The organism is Dermacoccus sp. Ellin185, from assembly GCF_000152185.1.
Lineage (GTDB): Bacteria > Actinomycetota > Actinomycetes > Actinomycetales > Dermatophilaceae > Dermacoccus > Dermacoccus nishinomiyaensis.
Genome location: NZ_AEIQ01000043.1, coordinates 11,746 through 30,617, shown reverse-complemented (window position 1 = coordinate 30,617; position 18,872 = coordinate 11,746). Strand labels below are relative to the sequence as shown.

Below are 18,872 nucleotides of genomic sequence, written 5' to 3'. Positions count from 1 at the left end.
TGCCGGATTCACACGACTTTCGAGGTTGTCGGTGCGCAGCACTAGGCTTGTCGGCATGACGCACGACAACGAGAACGCAGACCTCTCCGACCTCTCGACCCTCGGTTTCACGACCCGCGCGATCCACGCGGGGCAGGAGCCCGACCCGCGCACCGGCGCGGTCGTTCCGGCCATCTACCAGACCTCGACGTACAAGCAGGACGGCGTCGGCGGTCTGCGTGAGGGCTACGAGTACAGCCGCTCGGCCAATCCGACGCGCACGGCGCTCGAGGAGTGCATCGCCGCTCTCGAGGGCGGCGCCAAGGGTTTCGCGTTCGCCTCCGGTCTCGCGGGCTCGGACACCGTCATCCGCTCGATCCTGCGCCCGGGTGAGCACATGGTCATCCCCACCGACGCCTACGGCGGCACCTACCGCCTCGTCGACAAGGTGACGAAGAGCTGGGGCGTCGAGTACTCGACGGCACCCATCTCCGACGTCGACGCCGTGCGCGCCGCCGTAACCGACAAGACCAAGCTGATCTGGGTCGAGACTCCGACCAACCCCAAGCTCGGCATCGCCGACATCACGGCGCTCGCGGCCGTCGCGCACGAGGCGGGCGCACTGCTCGTCGTCGACAACACGTTCGCCTCGAGCTACCTGCAGCAGCCGATTGCGCTCGGCGCCGACATCGTCGTGCACTCGACGACGAAGTACTCGGGCGGCCACTCCGACGTCGTCGGGGGAGCGGTCGTCGTCGCGAAGAACATCGGCGTGCCCGAGTTCGAGGACGCCGCGGAGCGCATCGGCTTCCACCAGAACGCGATCGGCGCCATCTCCGGTCCGTTCGACAGCTGGCTGACGTTGCGCGGTCTCAAGACGCTGTCGGTGCGCATGGAGCGTCACTGCGACAACGCCGAGAAGATCGTCGAGTTCCTGGCGAGCCGTGACGACGTCACGAAGATCTACTACCCGGGCCTCGCCTCGCACCCGGGCCACGACGTCGCCGTCAAGCAGATGAAGCGCTTCGGCGGCATGGTGAGCTTCGAGGTGGCCGGCGGCATGGAGCGCGCGCTCGAGGTCTGCAATGCCACGAAGATCTTCACCCTCGGCGAGAGCCTCGGCGGCGTCGAGTCGCTCATCGAGCACCCGGCGAAGATGACGCACGCCTCCGTCGCCGGCACGGACCTCGAGGTACCGGCCGCCCTCATCCGTCTCTCCGTGGGCATCGAGGAGGCCGACGACCTCGTCGCCGACCTGCGAAACGCACTCGACTCCACGCGATGACCGGTGTCGTCGTGCGCCTCGTCCTCGCGGGCGTGGCGCTCGTCGCGGCGCTCTACCTGCTGCGTCGCGCCCGGGCGGCGCGCGCCGCGTGGGCGCGCAACGAGGCCGGCATCACGCGGGCGGAGCAGTGGTGGGCCGACACGCAGGGCGGCCCGTTCGACCAAGACCGCCCCGAGCCTCCGGCCGACGTCGTCGCCCACCTTGGGGCGCGGGGCCCGCGCACCGATCTGCGTCGGCCACGGCCGGCCCAGGCCGAATGGGTCTGGGGCTGGCTGCTGCTCGGCGTCAGCGCGCTGCTGGCCATCTCGGTCGCGGCGCAGGTGACGACTGGCACCGTCTGAGGCGGACCAGCCGGCCGCGCACACCGGAGCCGGCGCACGCGTCGCGTCGGATGCACGAAGAGGGCAACCCCACCACGGGGTTGCCCTCTTCGTGTCGTGCCGAACGATGCGTCAGCCGGCGTACGGCTTCGCGTCGACGATCTTGACCTCGATCGTCTTGCCGTTCGGGGCGTCGTAGGAGGTCTCCTCGCCGACCTTCTTGCCCATGATCGCCTCACCGAGCGGCGACTGCTCGGAGTAGACGTCGATGTCGGCGTCCCCGGCGATCTCACGGCTGCCGAGCAGGAACGTCTCGGTGTCACCGAACATCTCGACGGTGACGACCATGCCGGAGTCGACGATGCCGTTGTCCTTCGGTGCCTCCCCGACGACGGCGTCGCGCAGCAGTGACTCGAGCTGGCGGATGCGGGCCTCCATCTTGCCCTGCTCCTCCTTGGCGGCGTGGTAGCCACCGTTCTCCTTGAGGTCGCCCTCCTCGCGCGCGGCTTCGATGCGCTTCGCGATGTCGGAACGGCCCTCTCCCTTGAGGTGCTCGAGTTCCGCCGAGAGACGGTCGTATGCGTCCTGCGTCAGGAAGCTGGAGGAGGTGGTGGTCTCGCTCACGGTCTTCTCCTTGCTGTGCTTTCGGGTCTCGCACGGTCTCCCGCACGAAAGAACAAGGCCAAGACGCTGCGGTGTCCGCCGGCGGCGGTGCGCGTCTCAGCCCAGGTGAAACCACCATTCTAGCGCCATGGCGCGAGAACGCACGTCGTCGACGGCTCTTGCGCGCGTCGTCAGCGACAGAGTGTGCCGCGGCATCGACGCCGCGACGTCACTCGGCCTGAGCCTTCTCGCCGGTGTAGTGACACTCCTTGACGGTGCCCGAGACGGCGCGCGACGTGGTGCGCACGACGTCGGTGTACGTCGTCGAGTCGTAGGGGCTCGGCTTGAGCGAGACCGACTTCGAACCGAGGACGTCGCGGCGGTCATTGAGCGCGATGAGCGTGCAGGTCACCGGCTTGTCCTTGTCGCTGGGGATGACGTCCCAGCTCACCTGGATGCGATCGTCGGAGAGCACCTTGAAGCCGTGTTGGTTCGCGGTGACCGTGTTCGACGTCCACTGGATGCCGAACCAGATGCAGAACGCCGTCATGAGGACCACGCCGAGCGTGCCGATGATCCACCACTTGCGTTGTTCGGCCCGTGGGCGTTCGAGGGGCACTCGCTCTCCTTTGTCACAATGGGTGCTGCGCGGGTTCGCCTGCGGAGCAGTTCAACAGGTCTCACGATACGAGGTGTCAGGTGGCAGGCGGATTCCGGCTCATGGCGGTGCATGCGCACCCCGACGACGAATCGAGCAAGGGCGCAGCGACGATGGCGCGCTACCTCGCCGAGGGGGACGACGTCACCGTCGTCACCTGCACCGGCGGCGAACGTGGTGACGTGCTCAACCCGCGCCTCGTCGACGACCCGCAGGTCAAGAGTGACCTCGTCGCGCTGCGTCGCGCGGAGATGGCGAAGGCGCGCGAGGTCGTCGGCTTCGAGCACGTCTGGCTGGGCTTCGTCGATTCGGGTCTGCCCGAGGGGGACCCGCTGCCGCCGCTGCCCGACGGATGCTTCGCGCTGGAGCCGCTCGACATCACCGTCGAGGCGCTCGTGCGGGTCATCCGCGAGCGCCGCCCCCACGTCGTCACGACGTACGACGAGAACGGCGGTTACCCGCACCCGGACCACATCATGACGCACGTCGTGACGATCGCCGCCGTCCGCGCGGCGGGCGATCCGGACGCCTACCCGCACGCCGGTGCGCCGTGGCAGCCGCTCAAGGTCTACTACGACCGCACCTTCACCCGCGCGAAGCTGAGCGCCTACCACGAGGCCCTCGTGAAGGACGGGCGCGATTCGCCGTACCCCGAATGGCTGGAGCGCCGCAGCGACCGGCCCGAGGGGCGCGTCACGACGCGGGTGCGCTGCGACGAGTGGTTCGACGTGCGCTCGCGCGCGTTGCTCGCCCACGCGACGCAGATCGACCCCGACGGCATGTTCTTCGCGCTCGACGCGCGCGAGCAGGGCGAGGCGTGGCCGACAGAGGAATGGGACCTCGCACTGAGCGCGGTGCCGCTCACCCCGGACGAGGACGACCTGTTCGCCGGGCTCGGATCACCCGAGCAGGCGGATGCACTCGCGACGAGCGGCGCTGTCACAATGGTGATCGACGACGTCGCCGAACGGAAGGAACACTGATGGGCGGCAACGAATCCGTCGAGGTCACCGCAGGCATCTGGGGTTTTCTCGTGCTCTTCGGCCTGGCGCTCGCGTGCTGGTTTCTGTTCCGTTCGATGAACACGCACCTGCGCAAGATGACGTTCACCGAGCGCGAGCAGAGCGTCGGCGCACGCGAGGCAGACTCCGCGCCGCGCGGGGACGACGACCCGATCGGCAGCGCACAGCACTGATCGTCGCGGCGCCGGGGCAGGCCACCTGCTCCGGCGTTGCTATCGTCAACCCAGCGCCACACCACGAGGAGGCAGCCATGCGCGGACCGGGCGACGTGCTGTACACCGCCTACGAGCGCCAACTCGTCAAGGGCCTGCCTCCTGAGCGTCTCCCGCGTCACGTCGGCCTCATGCTCGACGGAAACCGTCGCTGGGCGAAGAAGAGGGGCGCGAACACCGCGCACGGTCACAAGGCGGGCGCCGACAACATCGAACCGTTGCTCACGTGGTGCGAGGAGCTCGGCATCGAGGTCGTGACGCTGTGGTTGCTGTCGACCGACAACCTCAAGCGCAGCGAGACCGAGCTCGCGCCACTGCTCGCCATCATCGAGGACGTCGTCGACGAACTCTCCGCAGCCGGCAACCGCCGGTTCAACCTCGTCGGCGCCCTCGGGCTGCTGCCGGAGGCGACGCGCACCCGGCTGGAGAACGCCGTCAGCGCGACGCAGGACGGCGACGGAATGGTCGTCAACATCGCCGTCGGGTACGGCGGGCGTCAGGAGATCGTCGACGCTTTCCGCGCCATCCTGCTCGACGCGGCCGAGCGCGGTGAGGACATGACGCAGCTCGCGCAGCGTCTGACGATCGACAGCGTCGGCGACTACCTCTACACGAAGGGCCAGCCCGACCCGGATCTCGTCATCCGCACCTCGGGGGAGCAGCGCCTCGGCGGCTTCCTGCTGTGGCAGTCGGCGCACAGCGAGTTCTACTTCTGCGAAGCGTTCTGGCCCGACTTCCGTCGCGTCGACTTCCTGCGCGCGCTGCGCGCCTACGCCGAACGCGAGCGTCGTTTCGGGTCGTGACGCGTCGCTGCGGCGGCCATTCACGTGAAGTTCATGCAGGCTTCTCAGGCTGGCCGCCGACCTGCGGTGGCGCCGCCGTTAGCGTCGAGGACGAGGGGTGCACGACGGCTCCTCGCGGGCGCCCGGCCGGCGCGTTCGCACCCGTGACCCGAGGAATCGACGATGACCCTGGCGGACACCCTCACGACGGAGGGCGCCGCGGGCGCGCTCACCTCGACCACCCAGCTCGAATCGGGCCTCAGGCCCGGAACCGATGACGGCGCGACGACGAACGCCGCCGTCGCCCAGCGCGTCAAGACGTACGTGCTCGACACGTCCGTGCTGTTGTCCGACCCGCGCGCGTTCACCCGGTTCGCCGAGCACCACGTCGTGCTCCCAGTCGTCGTCGTCACCGAGCTCGAGGCCAAGCGTCATCACCCCGAGCTCGGCTACTATGCGCGTGAGTGCCTGCGCCTGCTCGACGACCTGCGCGTGCGTCACGGCCGCCTCGACCACCCCGTCCCGATCGGTGATGGCGGCACGCTGCGCGTCGAACTCAACCACACCGACCCCGCCGCCCTGCCCGCGGGTTTCCGACTCGGTGACAACGACTCGCGCATCCTCGCGGTCGCCGCCAACTTCGCGGCCGAGGGCAACGACGTGACGGTGGTGAGCAAGGACCTGCCGATGCGCATCAAGGCGTCCGCAACCGGGCTGTCGGCCGATGAGTACCGCGCCGACGGGGTGCCCGACTCGGGGTGGACGGGCATCGTCGAACGCAGCGTCGACGCGAGTGAGATCGACACCCTGTACGCGACGGGGCGCGTCACGCTCGACGGCCTCGAGGATCTGCCCGTCAACACCGGCGTCATCCTGAGCGCCGACGGCGAGGCGTCCGGTTCGGCGCTCGGGCGCGTCATGCCGGGAAACGTGGTGAAGATCGTGCGCGGCGACCGCGACCTGTTCGGGTTGTACGGCCGCTCCGCCGAGCAGCGCATCGCCATCGACCTGTTGAGCGACCTCGACGTCGGCATCGTCAGCCTCGGCGGGAAGGCCGGCACCGGCAAGAGCGCGCTCGCGCTGTGCGCGGGCCTCGAGGCGGTCATGGAGCGTCGCGCGCACCGCAAGGTGATCGTCTTCCGCCCGCTGTACGCCGTCGGCGGCCAGGAGCTCGGATACTTGCCGGGCAGTGAGAACGACAAGATGGGCCCGTGGGCTCAGGCGGTGTTCGACACGCTCGGCGCCGTCGTGAGCAAGGAGGTCGTCGACGAGATCATCGCGCGCGACCTGCTCGAGGTGCTGCCACTGACGCACATCCGTGGGCGTTCGCTGCACGACGCGTTCGTCATCGTCGACGAGGCGCAGTCGTTGGAGCGCAACGTGCTGCTGACGGTGCTGTCGCGCATGGGCCAGAACTCGCGCGTCGTGCTGACGCATGACGTCGCGCAGCGCGACAACCTGCGGGTGGGGCGCCATGACGGCATCGCCGCGGTCGTCGAGAAGCTTAAGGGGCACGCACTGTTCGGGCACGTGACGTTGACGCGGTCGGAACGCAGCCCCATCGCGGCGCTCGTGACGTCGGTGCTCGCGAACTGACGGCCGGCGCGTGGGCTGATCGTCGCGCCGGTGCTCGCGAACTGACGGCCGGCGCGTGGGCTGATCGTGTCGCCGACGCGTGGGGCCTGACGGGGTCTGGCCGCGTGCCCGCTGCGTCCGATGTGAGCCGGTGGCGGCGGTGTCGGTGTGGCGCGCGCGCAGTGGGCTCGTGACTGGGTAGCGTGTGCTTCGACGATCCGCCGCGGGGAGGTGGCGGGTCACCGATCGTGAGGAAGGCTCGACCGTGCGTCTCGTCCAGAACAAGCTCTTCGGGATCGCGTACTGGGTTGTCGCGTTCGTCGCGACGGTCTTCGCCGCGGTCAGTGCCGGGAAGGCGTCGTCGGGTGCGGCGCCGGAGTTCGGGGAGAGCAAGCGCACGGGCGTCGGCTCGCAGTTCCTGTTCGGCGCGGGGGGTGGCTTGCTCGCGGGTCTCGCGGTGGCGGCGCTGTTCGCCGTCGTCTGGATGGCGTTGTGGGCGGCGGATCGCCGTCGTCACCCGGATGAGGAGTCGCGCGACGACTTCGACACTCTCGACGATCTGGATGACGACTTCGACGCGGCCGAGCGCCGCCACGGGGCCTTCGACCAGGACGACGAGGTCTTCGAGCGCGACGACGTCCGCGACCGTCTCGATTCCGACGAGCACGCCCGCACCCACTGACCCGTCAGGGGTGCAGGACCGCCTTGCCCGCAGACCACCAGCTTGACGGCCGCATCGGTACGCGCCGGTGCAGGTGCGCGAGTTGCTCTGACGTCCCGCTCGCCGACCGCTCATTGCGCAGGCAACCTTGCGTGATGGCGGCGAGGGACATCACAGCTTCCTCAGTTTGACGCTGTCGACGGCGTGGTTGCTGCTCTTGCGCAGGATGGCGGTGGCGCGGCCGCGGGTGGGTTGGACGTTGTCGATGAGGTTGGGCAGGTTGATGCTCTCCCAGATGCGGGTGGCGAGGGTGACGGCTTCGTCGTCGTCGAGTCGGGCGTAGCGGTGGAAGTAGGAGTCGGGGTCGGCGAACGCAGTTTCGCGTAGGCGCAGGAACCGGTTGATGTACCACTCGCGGATGTCGGTTTCGCGGGCGTCGACGTAGACGCTGAAGTCGAAGAAGTCGCTGACGGTGAGCGTCGAGCGGGTGGGTTGCCCGGGCGTCGAGACAGGTGGTTGCAGGACGTTGAGGCCTTCGACGATGAGGATGTCGGGTTGGCGCACGACGATCTTCTCGTCCGGCACGATGTCGTAGACGAGGTGGCTGTAGACGGGCGCTTCGACTTCCGCCTTGCCGCCCTTGACCTCGGCGACGAAGCGGACGAGGGCGCGTCGGTCGTAGCTCTCGGGGAAGCCTTTGCGGTCCATGATGCCGCGGCGTTCGAGTTCGGCGTTGGGGTAGAGGAAGCCGTCGGTGGTGATGAGTTCGACGCGGGGCGTGTCGGGCCAGCGCGCGAGCAGTTCTTGCAGGACGCGGGCGGTCGTCGACTTGCCGACGGCGACGGAGCCGGCGACGCCGATGATGAAGGGCGTCTTGGCGGGGCGTTCCTGGAGGAAGTCCGTCGTCGTGCGGTGCAGGTTCTGCGTCGCGGCGGCGTAGAAGTTGAGCAGGCGCGACAGGGGAAGGTAGACGTCCTCGACCTCGGCGAGGTCGATGCGTTCGCCGAGCCCGGCGAGGCGGCGCACGTCGTCGCTCGTCAGGTCGATGGGGTGGGTGTCGCGCAGGCGGGCCCAGTCGGCTCGGGTGAGTTCGACGTAGGGGCTCGGCAGCGGCGGGTGGTGGGCGCGGGTCACGGTGTCATTGTGCCAAGTCCGTGCGGGGACGGGTTCGTGAACGTTCGGGGATTCGTGGGCGGCGCGCGCGTGCCGGTAGTCTGAATCGCATGTGTGGAATCGTTGGATACGTCGGCTCGAAGGTCGACGAGCGCGCTGAGGCCGTCGTGATGGAGGGCCTCGCCCGCCTCGAGTACCGCGGCTACGACTCGGCCGGCATCGCCCTGGTGACGGGCGATCACGTCTCGACGGCGAAGAAGGCCGGCAAGCTGGCCAACCTGCGCGCCGAGCTGGAGAACCACCCGCTTCCCGCGAGTGCGACCGGCATCGGTCACACGCGCTGGGCTACGCACGGTGGCCCGACGGACGCGAACGCCCACCCGCACCGTGGCGGCACGGACGGCAAGCTCGCGCTTATCCACAACGGCATCATCGAGAACTTCCACCCGCTGCGCGCGCAGCTGCTCGAGGACGGCGTCGAGTTCGCGTCCGAGACGGACACCGAGGTCGTCGCGCACCTGCTCGCGAAGGCGTACGCGGACGATCTGAAGGCCGCGATGCTCGAGGTCGTCAACCGTCTCGAGGGCGCGTTCACGCTCCTCGCCGTGCACGCCGACAGCCCGAACCAGGTCGTCGCGGCGCGCCGCAACTCGCCGCTCGTCATCGGCCTCGGTGAGGGCGAGAACTTCCTCGGCTCCGACGTCGCCGCCTTCATCGGGTACACCAAGGAGGCGATGGAGGTTGACCAGGACCAGGTCGTCGTCATCACCCCCGAGGCCGTCGAGGTGTGCAACTTCGACGGTTCCGCGGCGCAGGGCAAGACGTTCCACGTCGACTGGGACGCGGCGTCCGCCGAGAAGGGCGGCTACGACACGTTCATGGAGAAGGAGATCTTCGACCAGCCGGACGCGGTGCGCGACACGCTGCTCGGCCGTACGGACGAGGCGGGGCGCCTGGCGCTCGACGAGATCCGCATCTCCGAAGAGGACCTCAAGGCCATCGACCGCATCACGATCGTCGCGTGTGGCACCGCCGCGTATGCGGGCATGGTCGCCAAGTACGCGATCGAGCACTGGACGCGCATCCCCGTCGAGGTGTCGCTCGCGCACGAGTTCCGCTACTGCGACCCGATCGTCTCCGAGCGCACGCTGGTCGTGTCGATCTCGCAGTCGGGCGAGACGATGGACACGCTCATGGCCGTCAAGCACGCCAAGGAGCTCGGCGCCCGCACGCTGTCGATCTGCAACACGCATGGCGCGACGATTCCGCGCGAGTCCGACGCCGTGCTCTACACGCACGCCGGCCCGGAGATCGCGGTCGCCTCGACGAAGGCGTTCCTCGCGCAGATCACGGCCTGCTACATCCTCGGCCTCTACCTCGCGCAGCTGCGCGGCGGCACGTACGCCGACGACGCGGCCAAGGTCATGGGCGAGCTGCAGGAGATGCCGGCCAAGATCGAGGAGCTGCTCGGCCACCTCGACCGCACCCGCGAGATCGCCCGCTTCATGGCCGACACCCGCTCGGTGTTGTTCCTCGGCCGCAACGTCGGCTACCCGATCGCGATGGAGGGTGCGCTCAAGCTCAAGGAGCTCGCCTACATCCACGCCGAGGGCTTCGCCGCCGGTGAGCTCAAGCACGGCCCGATCGCGCTGATCGACGCCGGGCAGCCGGTGTTCATCGTGGTGCCCGGCCCCGACACGCCGCACGGTCTGCACGGCAAGGTCGTCTCCAACATCCAGGAGATCCGTGCGCGCGGCGCACGCACGCTCGTCATCGCGGAGGAGGGCGACGAAGCCGTCGTGCCGTTCGCGGACGAGGTCATCCGCATCCCGAAGTCGGCTCCGCTGCTCGCACCGCTGCTCGCCATCGTGCCGCTGCAGGTGTTCTCCCTCGAACTGTCGACGGCCAAGGGCCTCGACGTCGACCAGCCGCGCAACCTGGCCAAGAGCGTCACCGTGGAGTGACGCGCGCCGACGCCGACGGGGCGCTCCCACCATCATGTGGGGGCGCCCCGTCGTATGCCGGCGACCTGCGTCGCGAGGCCCGGTCGACCCGTTCGTCAACGACGGCGCCGTGTTGCTCGGGGGCGCGGTCTCGAGGCGACAAGTGATTGACTGAACGCATGATCGTGGGAGTGGGCATCGACGTCGTCGAGATCGACCGGTTCGCCGAGACACTGGAAAGCTCGCCCGGAATGCGTGAGCGGTTGTTCACACCGCTGGAGCGTGATCTGCACGTGCGCTCGCTCGCGGCCCGGTTCGCGGCGAAGGAGGCGTTGAGCAAGGCGCTCGGCGCGCCGCCCGGGATGAGCTGGCAGGACGCGGAGGTCGACACCAACGCGCAGGGGCAACCGTTCCTGCGCACGGGCGGGACGGTCGCCTCCCGCATGGACGACCTCGGCGTCGACGCCCTGCACCTCTCGCTGACTCACGACGGTGGCATCGCGTCGGCCGTCGTCATCGCGGAGGCATGACGATGAGTTGCACTACGGGTCACGGCAGCTGGGGCGACGGTGGCTTCGCGTCGGCCGTCGGTCGAGGAGGCATGACGATGGAGAACGACATCGAGTACGTCGGGCGGCTCGACGGTGACGACCTGCTGCGGACGGCGTCGGTGACGTGGGTTCGTGAGGCGGAGAAGGCGAGCGGCGAGCTGCTGACGAGCGGCACGCTCATGCAGCGCGCTGCCGCTGCGGTGGCGCGCGTCGTCGCCGATGAGGTGCGCAGGCTGCGCGCTGAGCGCGTCGTCGTGCTCGTCGGGCCTGGGAACAACGGAGGTGACGCGCTGTTCGCTGCCCGTGACCTCGCGCGCGACTTCGGAGTGCGTGCCGACGTCGTGCTCGTGGCCGGCAAGGCGCACGAGGAGGGTCTCGCCGCGGTGCACGACGCGGGTCTCGACGTCATCGAGCACCCGCAGGGGCCGCACACCGAGTGCGGTGGCGAACACTGCGACGGGCCACGCTCGCTGCAGACCATCACCGCCGCGGACCTCGTCGTCGACGGCATTCTGGGCATCGGCGCGCGCGCCTCGCGGGGCTCGAGTGGCTCGCATGGCAAGGACGACTCGGACGCGGCGCCGTGGGCATCCGCCGTACGGGCGATCGGGTGCGAGACGCACGTCGTCGCCGTCGACTGCCCGACACCTGGCATCACGGCTGACCGCACGGTGACGTTCGGAGCACTCAAGACGACGATGCTGCTCGACCCACGCGCGGCGGGTGAGGTGGGAGTCGTCGACATCGGGCTCGCCGAGCTCGACGGTCTCAGCACCGATGCGCTGCGATGGAGCGTGCAGCAGTATGCGGGGCGCTGGCCGACTCCTGGACCGCACGACCACAAGTACACGCGCGGCGTCGTCGGCATGGCGACGGGCAGCAACGCGTTTCCCGGTGCGGCGGTACTCGGGACGGTGGCGGCCGCGACAGCCGGCGCCGGCATGGTGCGGTACGTGGGGCCGTCACGTCCGTCCGACCTCGTGCTCGCCGCCGTCCCCGAGGCCGTCCACGGCATGGGCCGGGTGCAGGCCTGGGTCGTTGGCTCTGGCATCGATGGCGTGAGCGAGCGCGAGAAGAACTCCGAACGCTACGAGAGCGCGATAGAGGTGCTCGGCGAGGCCGTTCCCGTCGTCATCGACGCCGGCGCGCTGACGTGGCTCGACGAGATCGAGCGGCCCGAGGGCAGCGTCACCGTCATCACGCCGCATGCGGGAGAACTCGCGTCAGCGCTGACGCTGCTCGGCATCACCGACGACGGTGACGACGTGACGCGTGAGGCCGTCGAAGCCGACCCCGTGCGATGGGCTCGTCGCATGGCCGACGAGACGGGATACGTCGTGCTGCTCAAGGGCGGCGCGACCGTCATCGCGCGTCCGGCGCAACGATCAGCCGATGGCATCGCGTACGACCGGGCTGTCTTCGTCGAGAACCGCTCGCCGAACTGGCTCGCGACGGCCGGGACGGGCGACGTCCTCGCGGGCATCGTCGGGGTGGCGCTCGCAGCGGGGATCGAGGCGTCGGCAGCATGCAGCGTCGCGACCTACATCCACGGGCGGGCGGCGCACCTGGCGAACCCCGGCGGCCCGGTGCGGGCGCTCGACGTCGCCTCGAACGTCGGACGCGCGATCGCCGAGCTCGTCGAGATCAAGACGAGATTCGACGACGACCTGCACACCGGCCGCCTCTGAGGCGGCGGGTCAGTGGCGTGCGGCCGGCAGGCAGCGTCGGGCGATGATCGGCTGGGGTGCGAAAATGGCGTCACCATGACTGACTCACCTGCCCCAGCACTGCTCGGCAACGCGCCGGCGCGCGTCGTCGTCGATCTCGATGCCATCGCCGACAACGCCAACGAGATGACGCGTCGCGCCGAGGGCGCCTCCGTTCTCGGTGTCGTCAAGGGCGACGCGTACGGTCACGGTCTCGTGCCGAGCGCCCGCGCCGCCGTCAGCGGGGGCTCGACGTGGCTCGGTGTCGCGCAGTTGGCTGAGGCGATGACGCTTCGTCGCGCGGCCGCCGAGGGCGCCGGCGACCTCGACGTCCCGGTGCTGTCGTGGCTGCACGCTCCCGGCTCACCGTTCGCCGAGGCCATCGAGGCGCGCATCGACCTCGGGGTGCCGTCAGTCGGCGAACTCGACGGGATCGCTGCCGCGGCGCGCCGCGTCGGGCGTCGGGCGCGCGTGCACCTCAAGGTCGACACGGGCCTCGCCCGCAACGGCGCCTATGGGGACGACTGGCCGCGCCTCGTCGAGGCTGCGAAGGCTGCTCAGGCAACGGGTGACGTCGAGGTCGTCGGATTGATGACGCACTTCGTGCGCGCGGACGAACCCGGCCACCCCGAGAACACCGCCCAGATCGAACGGTTCACGTCCGCCGCAACCGACTGTGAAAGTGCCGGGTTCGAACTCGAGGTGCGGCACATGTCGAACTCGCCGGCGACGTTCTTCCTGCCAGAGGCGCGCTTCGACCTCGTCCGCCCCGGGCTCGCGCTCTACGGGCTCTCGCCTGCACCCGACCTCGCGACGAGCGAGGAGCTGACGCTGCGCCCCGCGATGTCGATCACCGCGAACGTCACGGTGACGAAGCGCGTACCGGCCGGGCAGGGCGTGAGTTACGGCCACACGTACACGACGCCGCGTGGGACGACGCTCGCCGACATCCCCGTCGGGTACGCAGACGGCGTGCCGCGCGCCGCGTCGAACGTCGGCCCGCTCCTGGTGGCGGGCGCGCGCACCACCATTGCCGGCCGCGTCTGCATGGACCAGATCGTCACCGACGCCGGGGACGCCGCCGTCGCGGCCGGCGATGAGGTCGTGCTGTTCGGGCGCGCGTCCGACGGCACCCAGGGCCCGAGCGCCCAGGACTGGGCTGACGCCGCCGGCACGATCAGCTACGAGATCGTCACGCGCATGAGCACGCGGCTGCCGCGCGTCTATACGGGAAGCCTGGCGAAGGAGCTCGGACTGTGAATGACCTGGTGATTCGCGGCAGCAAGTACCTGCCCGACGCCGACGCGACGACCGCGTTCGGTGCGGCGGTCGCGGGTGTGCTGCGCGCGGGGGACGTCGTCGTCATGACGGGCGATCTCGGAGCAGGCAAGACGACGATGACGCGCGGCCTCGGTGCGGCACTGAACGTGCGGGGTGATGTCACGAGCCCGACGTTCGTCATCGCGCGTGAGCACCCGTCGCTGGGTGACGGGCCGGCCCTCGTCCACGTCGACGCCTACCGACTCGGCGGGTTCGGTGAACTCGACGACCTCGACCTCGACACGTTCGTCGACGACGCGGTCACCGTCGTCGAATGGGGCGCCGGGATGGCCGAGGGGCTGTCCGAGGACCGGATGCACCTCACGTTGACCGGGCTCGACGACCGCACCGTCACCGTCGAGACGGCCGGGCCGCGCTGGGCGGACATCGACCTCGTCGCGGCTCTGGGGCTCGTCGCCGACTGAGCATCGCAGCCAGCACCTGCATCGCTGCACGAGAAATGTGCATCTGCACGAGGAATGTCACGCACATTCGTCCTGCAGATGCACATTTCTCGTGCAGCGGTCGTGACCGTGCTGCAGTCGCAGCCGCAGCCTCGGGCAACGTGTGCGTTCCGCGTCGGCCGGTACCTCGCCCGGAGCTGCTCGACGTGAGCCCTCCGCGCCCAGCCGGCCGGCAGCTTCGTCAGGCGAGTTGCGTCCCGCCGATAAGCTGGACGGGTGCTTCTCGCGATCGATACGTCCACCTCCGCCGTCACGGCAGCCCTTCACGACGGGCGTGACGTCGTCGCCCGCACCTCGACGATCGACGCGCGGCGTCACACCGAGATCCTGGCACCCGCGATCGAGGCGATGTTCGCGGAAACCGACGTGGCGCCCGCAGACCTGTCACGCGTCGCCGTCGGTGTGGGGCCGGGGCCGTTCACCGGGTTGCGCGTCGGCATCATGACGGCGATGACGTTCGCGTACGCCCTCGACCTGCCCATCGGTGGTGTGTGCTCCCTCGACGCCCTCGCGCATCGTGCGCAGACGCTCGGGATGCGCGGTCCGCTGCTTGTCGCGACGGACGCGCGCCGCAAGGAGATCTACTGGGCGCATTACGACCTCGACGGTGGGCGGATCGCGGCAGGAGACCCGGGCGTCGACAAGGCCGCCGCGGTCGCCGAACAGCTCGGTGACATTCCCGCCGTCGGTCGCGGTGCGAGGCTCTACGCCGACGTTCTCCATGACGCGACGCGGGCAGCCGCGGTCGGCGGTCATGGGACGGCCGGCGGTAATGGGGCGGCCGGCGCTGTCGACACGTCCGGCGACGCGGCCCTGACGGGAGCAGGCGAGGCTGAGGTGCTGCTCGACGTCGACGCTGCCGACCTCGCGATCGTCGCGCACCAGCGCGTCATGGCGGGGGAGCGCCTGCTCGACACCGAACCTCTCTACCTGCGCCGCCCTGACGCCGTGCCCGCTGCTGCGGCACCCATCGCGCGCGTTCTCGGTCGATGAACAGCGTTGCACCGCAGGGTTTGTCGGCCATTCCTTCGAGCGATTCGTCAGTGGTCAGCCCCGTGGACCACACCGCGTCACCAGAGCCCGCTGCGCAGCCTGCCGCGGCGACGGCGAGTGCCGACGTCGCCCTGCGCCCCGCCACCTGGCGCGACATCGAGACCCTCGCGGCCCTCGATGCGCAGCTCTTCGAGCACGACGCGTGGCGCGAACGCACGTGGTGGGACGAGTTCGCCGCACGCCCGCGCCGTCAATACGTCGTCGCAGTGGGCGCTGCTGTGCCGCAGCAGCGCGTCGTGGCTGACGGCACGGCGCACGCCCCAGAGGCCTCGCCGGACGACGCCGATGACCGCGAGCCAAGCGCACCGTCGATGCCGCGAACCGACGGCGCACCTCACGTCTCGGCGAATGGTCACCCAGAACACATCCTCGGCTACGCCGGGCTCGACGTGGCCGGCAGCACTGCCGACGTCATGACGATCGCCGTCACCCCCGAGGCGCGCGGCACAGGGCTGGGGCGTCGGCTGCTCGATCACCTCGTCACAGCCGCCACGCACGCGGGCGCCGAAGCCCTGCTGCTCGAGGTGCGCGCCGACAACGACCCTGCGCTGCGTCTCTACGAACGCGCCGGGTTCGATCGCCTCACCGTGCGCCGTCGCTACTACCAACCCGGTGACGTCGACGCCGTCATCATGCGCAAGCTCCTGAAGGAGACCCGATGAGCCTCACCGCCACCCGCGAACCCCTCGTCCTCGGCATCGAGAGTTCGTGCGACGAGACAGGCATCGGCCTCGTGCGCGGCACGACGCTGCTCGCCAACGAGGTTGCGAGTTCGATGGATCTGCACGCCCGCTTCGGTGGTGTCGTGCCCGAGATCGCGAGCCGCGCGCACCTCGAGGCGATGATCCCGTCGCTGAGTCGCGCCTGCGACACGGCGGGCGTCAAACTCGCCGACGTCGACGCGATCGCCGTCACCGTCGGCCCAGGTCTCGCCGGTGCGCTCATGGTCGGTGTCGCGGCAGCGAAGGCCCTGTCGATCGCCCTCGACAAGCCGCTCTACGGCGTCAACCACCTCGCGGCGCACGTCGCCGTCGACATGCTCGAGCACGGCCCGCTGCCGGAACCGACGATGGGGCTGCTCGTCTCCGGCGGCCACACGAACCTGCTCTACGTGCCCGACATCGCGACGGACGTGCGCAGCCTCGGCAACACGATCGACGACGCGTGCGGCGAGGCGTTCGACAAGGTAGCGCGCGTACTCGGCCTGCCCTACCCGGGCGGCCCGGCGATCGACGAGGCGGCCAAGGACGGCGACCCGAAGGCCATCCCGTTCCCGCGTGGGTTGTCGACGAAGAAGGACCTCGAGAAGCACCGGTACGACTTCTCGTTCAGCGGCCTCAAGACGTCCGTCACCCGCTGGGTCGCGACGAAACAGGCTGCCGGGGAAGAGGTGCCGGTCGCCGACGTCGCCGCGTCCTTCCAGGAGGCCGTCGTCGACGTCATCACGAAGAAGGCCGTCATGGCTTGCCGCGACTACGAGTGCGACAACCTCATGGTCGGCGGCGGCGTCTCCGCCAACTCGCGGCTGCGGACGGTGCTCGAGCAGCGTTGCACGTCGGCGGGCATCTCGATCCGCGTGCCGAAACTGAGCCTGTGCACCGACAACGGCGCGATGGTCGCGACGCTCGGCGCGCACCTCGTCGCGAAGGGCATCGCACCGTCGTCGCTCGCCGTGCCCGCCGACTCCTCCATGCCGATCGGACAGGTGATGGGATGACCACCCCGCGCACCCCCGCAACCACCCCTGTTGCCGGCACGCCTGACGTCGCCCCCGCGGGCGTCACCTTCGCCGCCGACCAGGCCCGACTCGCGCCCCGCCGACGCCGCGTCCGCCTGACGGTAGTCGCCGTCGCAACGTTGTCGATGACGCTCGCCTCGTGCAGTTCGTCGGACGACGGCAAGCCCGCGTCATCGTCCGGATCGTCGTCGGCATCGTCGAACGCGTCCGGTTCGGCCGGCGCATCGGCGCCGGCTGACGGAAATCGCACCCAGGCCGACACGGGCCTGCCGACACAGGCAGAGCTCGACGCCGCGACGGATGACGTCTCGAAGCTGACGACGAAGCAGCTCGCCGGGCAGGTCATCGTCGGGTACTACCAGGGCACGAGCCCGCAGGCGGCCGCCGATGCAGTGCGTCGCAATGGCCTCGGCGGGGTCATCGTCATGGGCGACAACGTGCCGAGCAACCCCACGGACGAGTCAGCGGGCTTGCCGGCCGTCACGAAAGCGGTGCAGGGCGCCGTCAAGGAGAGCGGACGGTCGTGGCCGGCCGTCATCGGCATCGATCAGGAGGGCGGTCCGGTCACCCGCATCACCTCCGGCGTCACCCCGCTGCCGGGTGCGATGGCCTACGGCGCCGCCGACGATGCGGCGCTCGCGACGCAGCTCGCCAAGGACGAAGGCCAGGAGCTGCGTTCGCTCGGCGTGACGATGAACTTCGCACCCGACGCGGACGTCACCGTCGGCCCCCATGACCCGACGATCGGCGTGCGCTCGCCGAGCAGCGATCCGCAGCGCGTCGCGCGGGCTGTCAACGCGCAGGTCGCCGGTTACCAGCAGAGCGGCATCGTGCCCGTCATCAAACACTTTCCGGGCCACGGCTCGGTGACGACGGACACGCACGTCGACTACGCCGTCCAGGCTCAGTCTGTCGAGCAGCTCATGAAGCGCGACTGGGTGCCGTTCGCCTCGGCGATCAAGGCCGGCGTGCCGGCCATCATGACGGCGCACATCGTCGTCAAGGACGTCGACCCCAACGTGCCGAGCACACTCTCGCCGAAGGTGCTCACGGGCCAGTTGCGCGACAAACTCGGGTTCAAGGGGCTCATCGTCACCGACGGCATGAACATGGGCGCGATCGTCAAGAAGTTCGATCGCGGCGGCGCTGCAGCGGTGTCGGCGCTCAAGGCCGGAGCCGATGTCGTGCTCATGCCCGCCGACGCGAGCGCGTCGGTGAGCGCCATCGAGAAGGCCGTCGCCTCAGGAGAACTGACGCGCCAGCGGCTCATCGAATCCGCCGCGCGCATCGTCGCGACGACGCGGCACCAGCACGTCAGTGCGCCCGACGCGTCGGTGCGCGGTTCCCATGACGACGACGCGCGCCGTCTCGCGAAGGCGTCGATCACCCAGCTCGGCGGGCGCTGCGGGCGTGACCTCGTCGGGAGCCGTGTGCGGGTCGAAGGGGGGACGGCGGAACATCGAGCGACGCTGACGAAGGAGCTGAAGGCCCGCGGCGTTGACGTCGGACTGCAGGGCACACGGGTGAACCTGCTCGAAGGGGGCGTGTACAACGCAGGCGAATCGTCCGCCGGCGGGGGAGCGGAGGCGGCGTCGCCCGGCACGTCAGGAGCGATCAAGGCCGGAAACAGCGGCGTGCAGATCGCCCTCGACACGCCCTACCCGCTCGCTCTGCGCGGCTCCGACACCGTCGGACTCGCGGCCTACGGTTCGACGCAGCCGACGTTCGCGGCGCTCGCGGACGTCCTGACCGGCAAGGCCAAGGCCGGCGGGACGCTGCCCGTCGCCGTCGGCAAGGACGGGGTGGGCTCTTCAGCCTGTCGATGAGCGTGCCGCCTTCCGGCGGACCGTCATGCTCCGTGCGTGCGCCCCAATGAGGGATCGAGCG

19 protein-coding genes are annotated in these 18,872 nt (G+C 69.8%); 16 read left to right on the top strand and 3 right to left on the bottom strand.

The window, feature by feature from the left end:
- Positions 1–55: 55 nt before the first annotated feature.
- Complete coding sequence (locus tag HMPREF0321_RS03185; RefSeq protein ID WP_040014377.1) at positions 56–1,264, top strand: cystathionine gamma-synthase; 1,209 nt, start codon at positions 56–58, stop codon at positions 1,262–1,264.
- Positions 1,261–1,605, top strand: coding sequence for a hypothetical protein (locus HMPREF0321_RS03180; RefSeq protein ID WP_006944126.1), 345 nt, complete (start codon positions 1,261–1,263; stop codon positions 1,603–1,605). Before HMPREF0321_RS03185 ends, HMPREF0321_RS03180 begins: the two co-directional genes overlap by 4 nt.
- A 111-nt stretch (positions 1,606–1,716) precedes the next feature.
- Here the strand turns inward: HMPREF0321_RS03180 and greA are convergent, their stop codons facing one another.
- Positions 1,717–2,208 (bottom strand): transcription elongation factor GreA, encoded by a 492-nt coding sequence (gene greA / locus HMPREF0321_RS03175; RefSeq protein WP_006944071.1) that lies wholly within the window; start codon positions 2,206–2,208, stop codon positions 1,717–1,719.
- Positions 2,209–2,416: 208 nt separating this feature from the next.
- Entirely contained in the window at positions 2,417–2,806 is a 390-nt protein-coding gene (locus tag HMPREF0321_RS03170) for a DUF4307 domain-containing protein (RefSeq protein ID WP_006944133.1), read from the bottom strand.
- An 80-nt stretch (positions 2,807–2,886) separates the two neighbouring features.
- On the opposite strand from HMPREF0321_RS03170, the gene mca reads away from it, so the two are divergent.
- The 5 genes from mca to HMPREF0321_RS03145 all read left to right on the top strand — a co-directional run bounded on the left by mca (position 2,887) and on the right by HMPREF0321_RS03145 (position 7,118).
- On the top strand, positions 2,887–3,828 hold the full coding sequence (gene mca, locus HMPREF0321_RS03165) for a mycothiol conjugate amidase Mca (RefSeq protein WP_006944130.1): 942 nt from the start codon (positions 2,887–2,889) through the stop codon (positions 3,826–3,828).
- Positions 3,828–4,040, top strand: coding sequence for a hypothetical protein (locus tag HMPREF0321_RS03160; protein ID WP_006944099.1), 213 nt, complete (start codon positions 3,828–3,830; stop codon positions 4,038–4,040). Before mca ends, HMPREF0321_RS03160 begins: the two co-directional genes overlap by 1 nt.
- A gap of 77 nt (positions 4,041–4,117) precedes the next feature.
- On the top strand, positions 4,118–4,882 hold the full coding sequence (locus HMPREF0321_RS03155) for an isoprenyl transferase (RefSeq protein ID WP_006944141.1): 765 nt from the start codon (positions 4,118–4,120) through the stop codon (positions 4,880–4,882).
- A 162-nt stretch (positions 4,883–5,044) separates the two neighbouring features.
- Entirely contained in the window at positions 5,045–6,457 is a 1,413-nt protein-coding gene (locus tag HMPREF0321_RS03150) for a PhoH family protein (protein WP_006944060.1), read from the top strand.
- Between the two features lie 244 nt (positions 6,458–6,701).
- Positions 6,702–7,118 (top strand): hypothetical protein, encoded by a 417-nt coding sequence (locus tag HMPREF0321_RS03145; protein ID WP_006944082.1) that lies wholly within the window; start codon positions 6,702–6,704, stop codon positions 7,116–7,118.
- A gap of 150 nt (positions 7,119–7,268) precedes the next feature.
- Here HMPREF0321_RS03145 and coaA read toward each other — a convergent pair whose 3' ends face one another.
- Positions 7,269–8,231, bottom strand: coding sequence for a type I pantothenate kinase (gene coaA, locus HMPREF0321_RS03140; protein WP_006944139.1), 963 nt, complete (start codon positions 8,229–8,231; stop codon positions 7,269–7,271).
- Positions 8,232–8,320: 89 nt separating this feature from the next.
- Between coaA and glmS the strand changes: the two genes are divergently transcribed.
- The 9 genes from glmS to HMPREF0321_RS03095 all read left to right on the top strand — a co-directional run bounded on the left by glmS (position 8,321) and on the right by HMPREF0321_RS03095 (position 18,811).
- Complete coding sequence (glmS, locus tag HMPREF0321_RS03135) at positions 8,321–10,174, top strand: glutamine--fructose-6-phosphate transaminase (isomerizing) (RefSeq protein WP_006944070.1); 1,854 nt, start codon at positions 8,321–8,323, stop codon at positions 10,172–10,174.
- Positions 10,175–10,332: 158 nt separating this feature from the next.
- Positions 10,333–10,683 (top strand): holo-ACP synthase, encoded by a 351-nt coding sequence (locus HMPREF0321_RS03130; RefSeq protein ID WP_038569133.1) that lies wholly within the window; start codon positions 10,333–10,335, stop codon positions 10,681–10,683.
- 77 nt (positions 10,684–10,760) lie between these two features.
- Positions 10,761–12,392, top strand: a complete 1,632-nt coding sequence (locus HMPREF0321_RS03125; protein ID WP_083803183.1) for a bifunctional ADP-dependent NAD(P)H-hydrate dehydratase/NAD(P)H-hydrate epimerase — start codon at positions 10,761–10,763, stop codon at positions 12,390–12,392.
- Between the two features lie 75 nt (positions 12,393–12,467).
- Positions 12,468–13,670: an alanine racemase gene (alr, locus tag HMPREF0321_RS03120; RefSeq protein WP_006944117.1), complete on the top strand. Its 1,203-nt coding sequence runs from the start codon at positions 12,468–12,470 to the stop codon at positions 13,668–13,670.
- A complete protein-coding gene (gene tsaE, locus HMPREF0321_RS03115) occupies positions 13,667–14,155 on the top strand; it encodes a tRNA (adenosine(37)-N6)-threonylcarbamoyltransferase complex ATPase subunit type 1 TsaE (protein WP_006944134.1) in 489 nt (162 codons plus the stop codon). Before alr ends, tsaE begins: the two co-directional genes overlap by 4 nt.
- 255 nt (positions 14,156–14,410) lie before the next feature.
- Positions 14,411–15,187: a tRNA (adenosine(37)-N6)-threonylcarbamoyltransferase complex dimerization subunit type 1 TsaB gene (gene tsaB / locus HMPREF0321_RS03110; protein ID WP_006944143.1), complete on the top strand. Its 777-nt coding sequence runs from the start codon at positions 14,411–14,413 to the stop codon at positions 15,185–15,187.
- Positions 15,188–15,237: 50 nt separating this feature from the next.
- Positions 15,238–15,909, top strand: coding sequence for a ribosomal protein S18-alanine N-acetyltransferase (gene rimI, locus HMPREF0321_RS16940; protein WP_006944125.1), 672 nt, complete (start codon positions 15,238–15,240; stop codon positions 15,907–15,909).
- Positions 15,906–16,964, top strand: coding sequence for a tRNA (adenosine(37)-N6)-threonylcarbamoyltransferase complex transferase subunit TsaD (gene tsaD / locus HMPREF0321_RS03100; RefSeq protein WP_006944093.1), 1,059 nt, complete (start codon positions 15,906–15,908; stop codon positions 16,962–16,964). The genes rimI and tsaD overlap by 4 nt, the downstream gene beginning before the upstream one ends.
- Positions 16,961–18,811 (top strand): glycoside hydrolase family 3 protein, encoded by a 1,851-nt coding sequence (locus tag HMPREF0321_RS03095; protein ID WP_006944078.1) that lies wholly within the window; start codon positions 16,961–16,963, stop codon positions 18,809–18,811. Before tsaD ends, HMPREF0321_RS03095 begins: the two co-directional genes overlap by 4 nt.
- Positions 18,812–18,872: the final 61 nt, after the last annotated feature.

Bases quoted from the DNA above. Each gene is read 5' to 3' on its own strand.
- HMPREF0321_RS03185 (WP_040014377.1), top strand. From the start codon at position 56: ATGACGCACGACAACGAGAACGCAGACCTCTCCGACCTCTCGACCCTC.
- HMPREF0321_RS03130 (WP_038569133.1), top strand. From the start codon at position 10,333: ATGATCGTGGGAGTGGGCATCGACGTCGTCGAGATCGACCGGTTCGCC.
- alr (WP_006944117.1), top strand. From the start codon at position 12,468: ATGACTGACTCACCTGCCCCAGCACTGCTCGGCAACGCGCCGGCGCGC.
- HMPREF0321_RS03095 (WP_006944078.1), top strand. From the start codon at position 16,961: ATGACCACCCCGCGCACCCCCGCAACCACCCCTGTTGCCGGCACGCCT.
- HMPREF0321_RS03125 (WP_083803183.1), top strand. From the start codon at position 10,761: ATGGAGAACGACATCGAGTACGTCGGGCGGCTCGACGGTGACGACCTG.
- HMPREF0321_RS03160 (WP_006944099.1), top strand. From the start codon at position 3,828: ATGGGCGGCAACGAATCCGTCGAGGTCACCGCAGGCATCTGGGGTTTT.
- HMPREF0321_RS03180 (WP_006944126.1), top strand. From the start codon at position 1,261: ATGACCGGTGTCGTCGTGCGCCTCGTCCTCGCGGGCGTGGCGCTCGTC.
- HMPREF0321_RS03155 (WP_006944141.1), top strand. From the start codon at position 4,118: ATGCGCGGACCGGGCGACGTGCTGTACACCGCCTACGAGCGCCAACTC.
- HMPREF0321_RS03150 (WP_006944060.1), top strand. From the start codon at position 5,045: ATGACCCTGGCGGACACCCTCACGACGGAGGGCGCCGCGGGCGCGCTC.
- glmS (WP_006944070.1), top strand. From the start codon at position 8,321: ATGTGTGGAATCGTTGGATACGTCGGCTCGAAGGTCGACGAGCGCGCT.
- tsaD (WP_006944093.1), top strand. From the start codon at position 15,906: ATGAGCCTCACCGCCACCCGCGAACCCCTCGTCCTCGGCATCGAGAGT.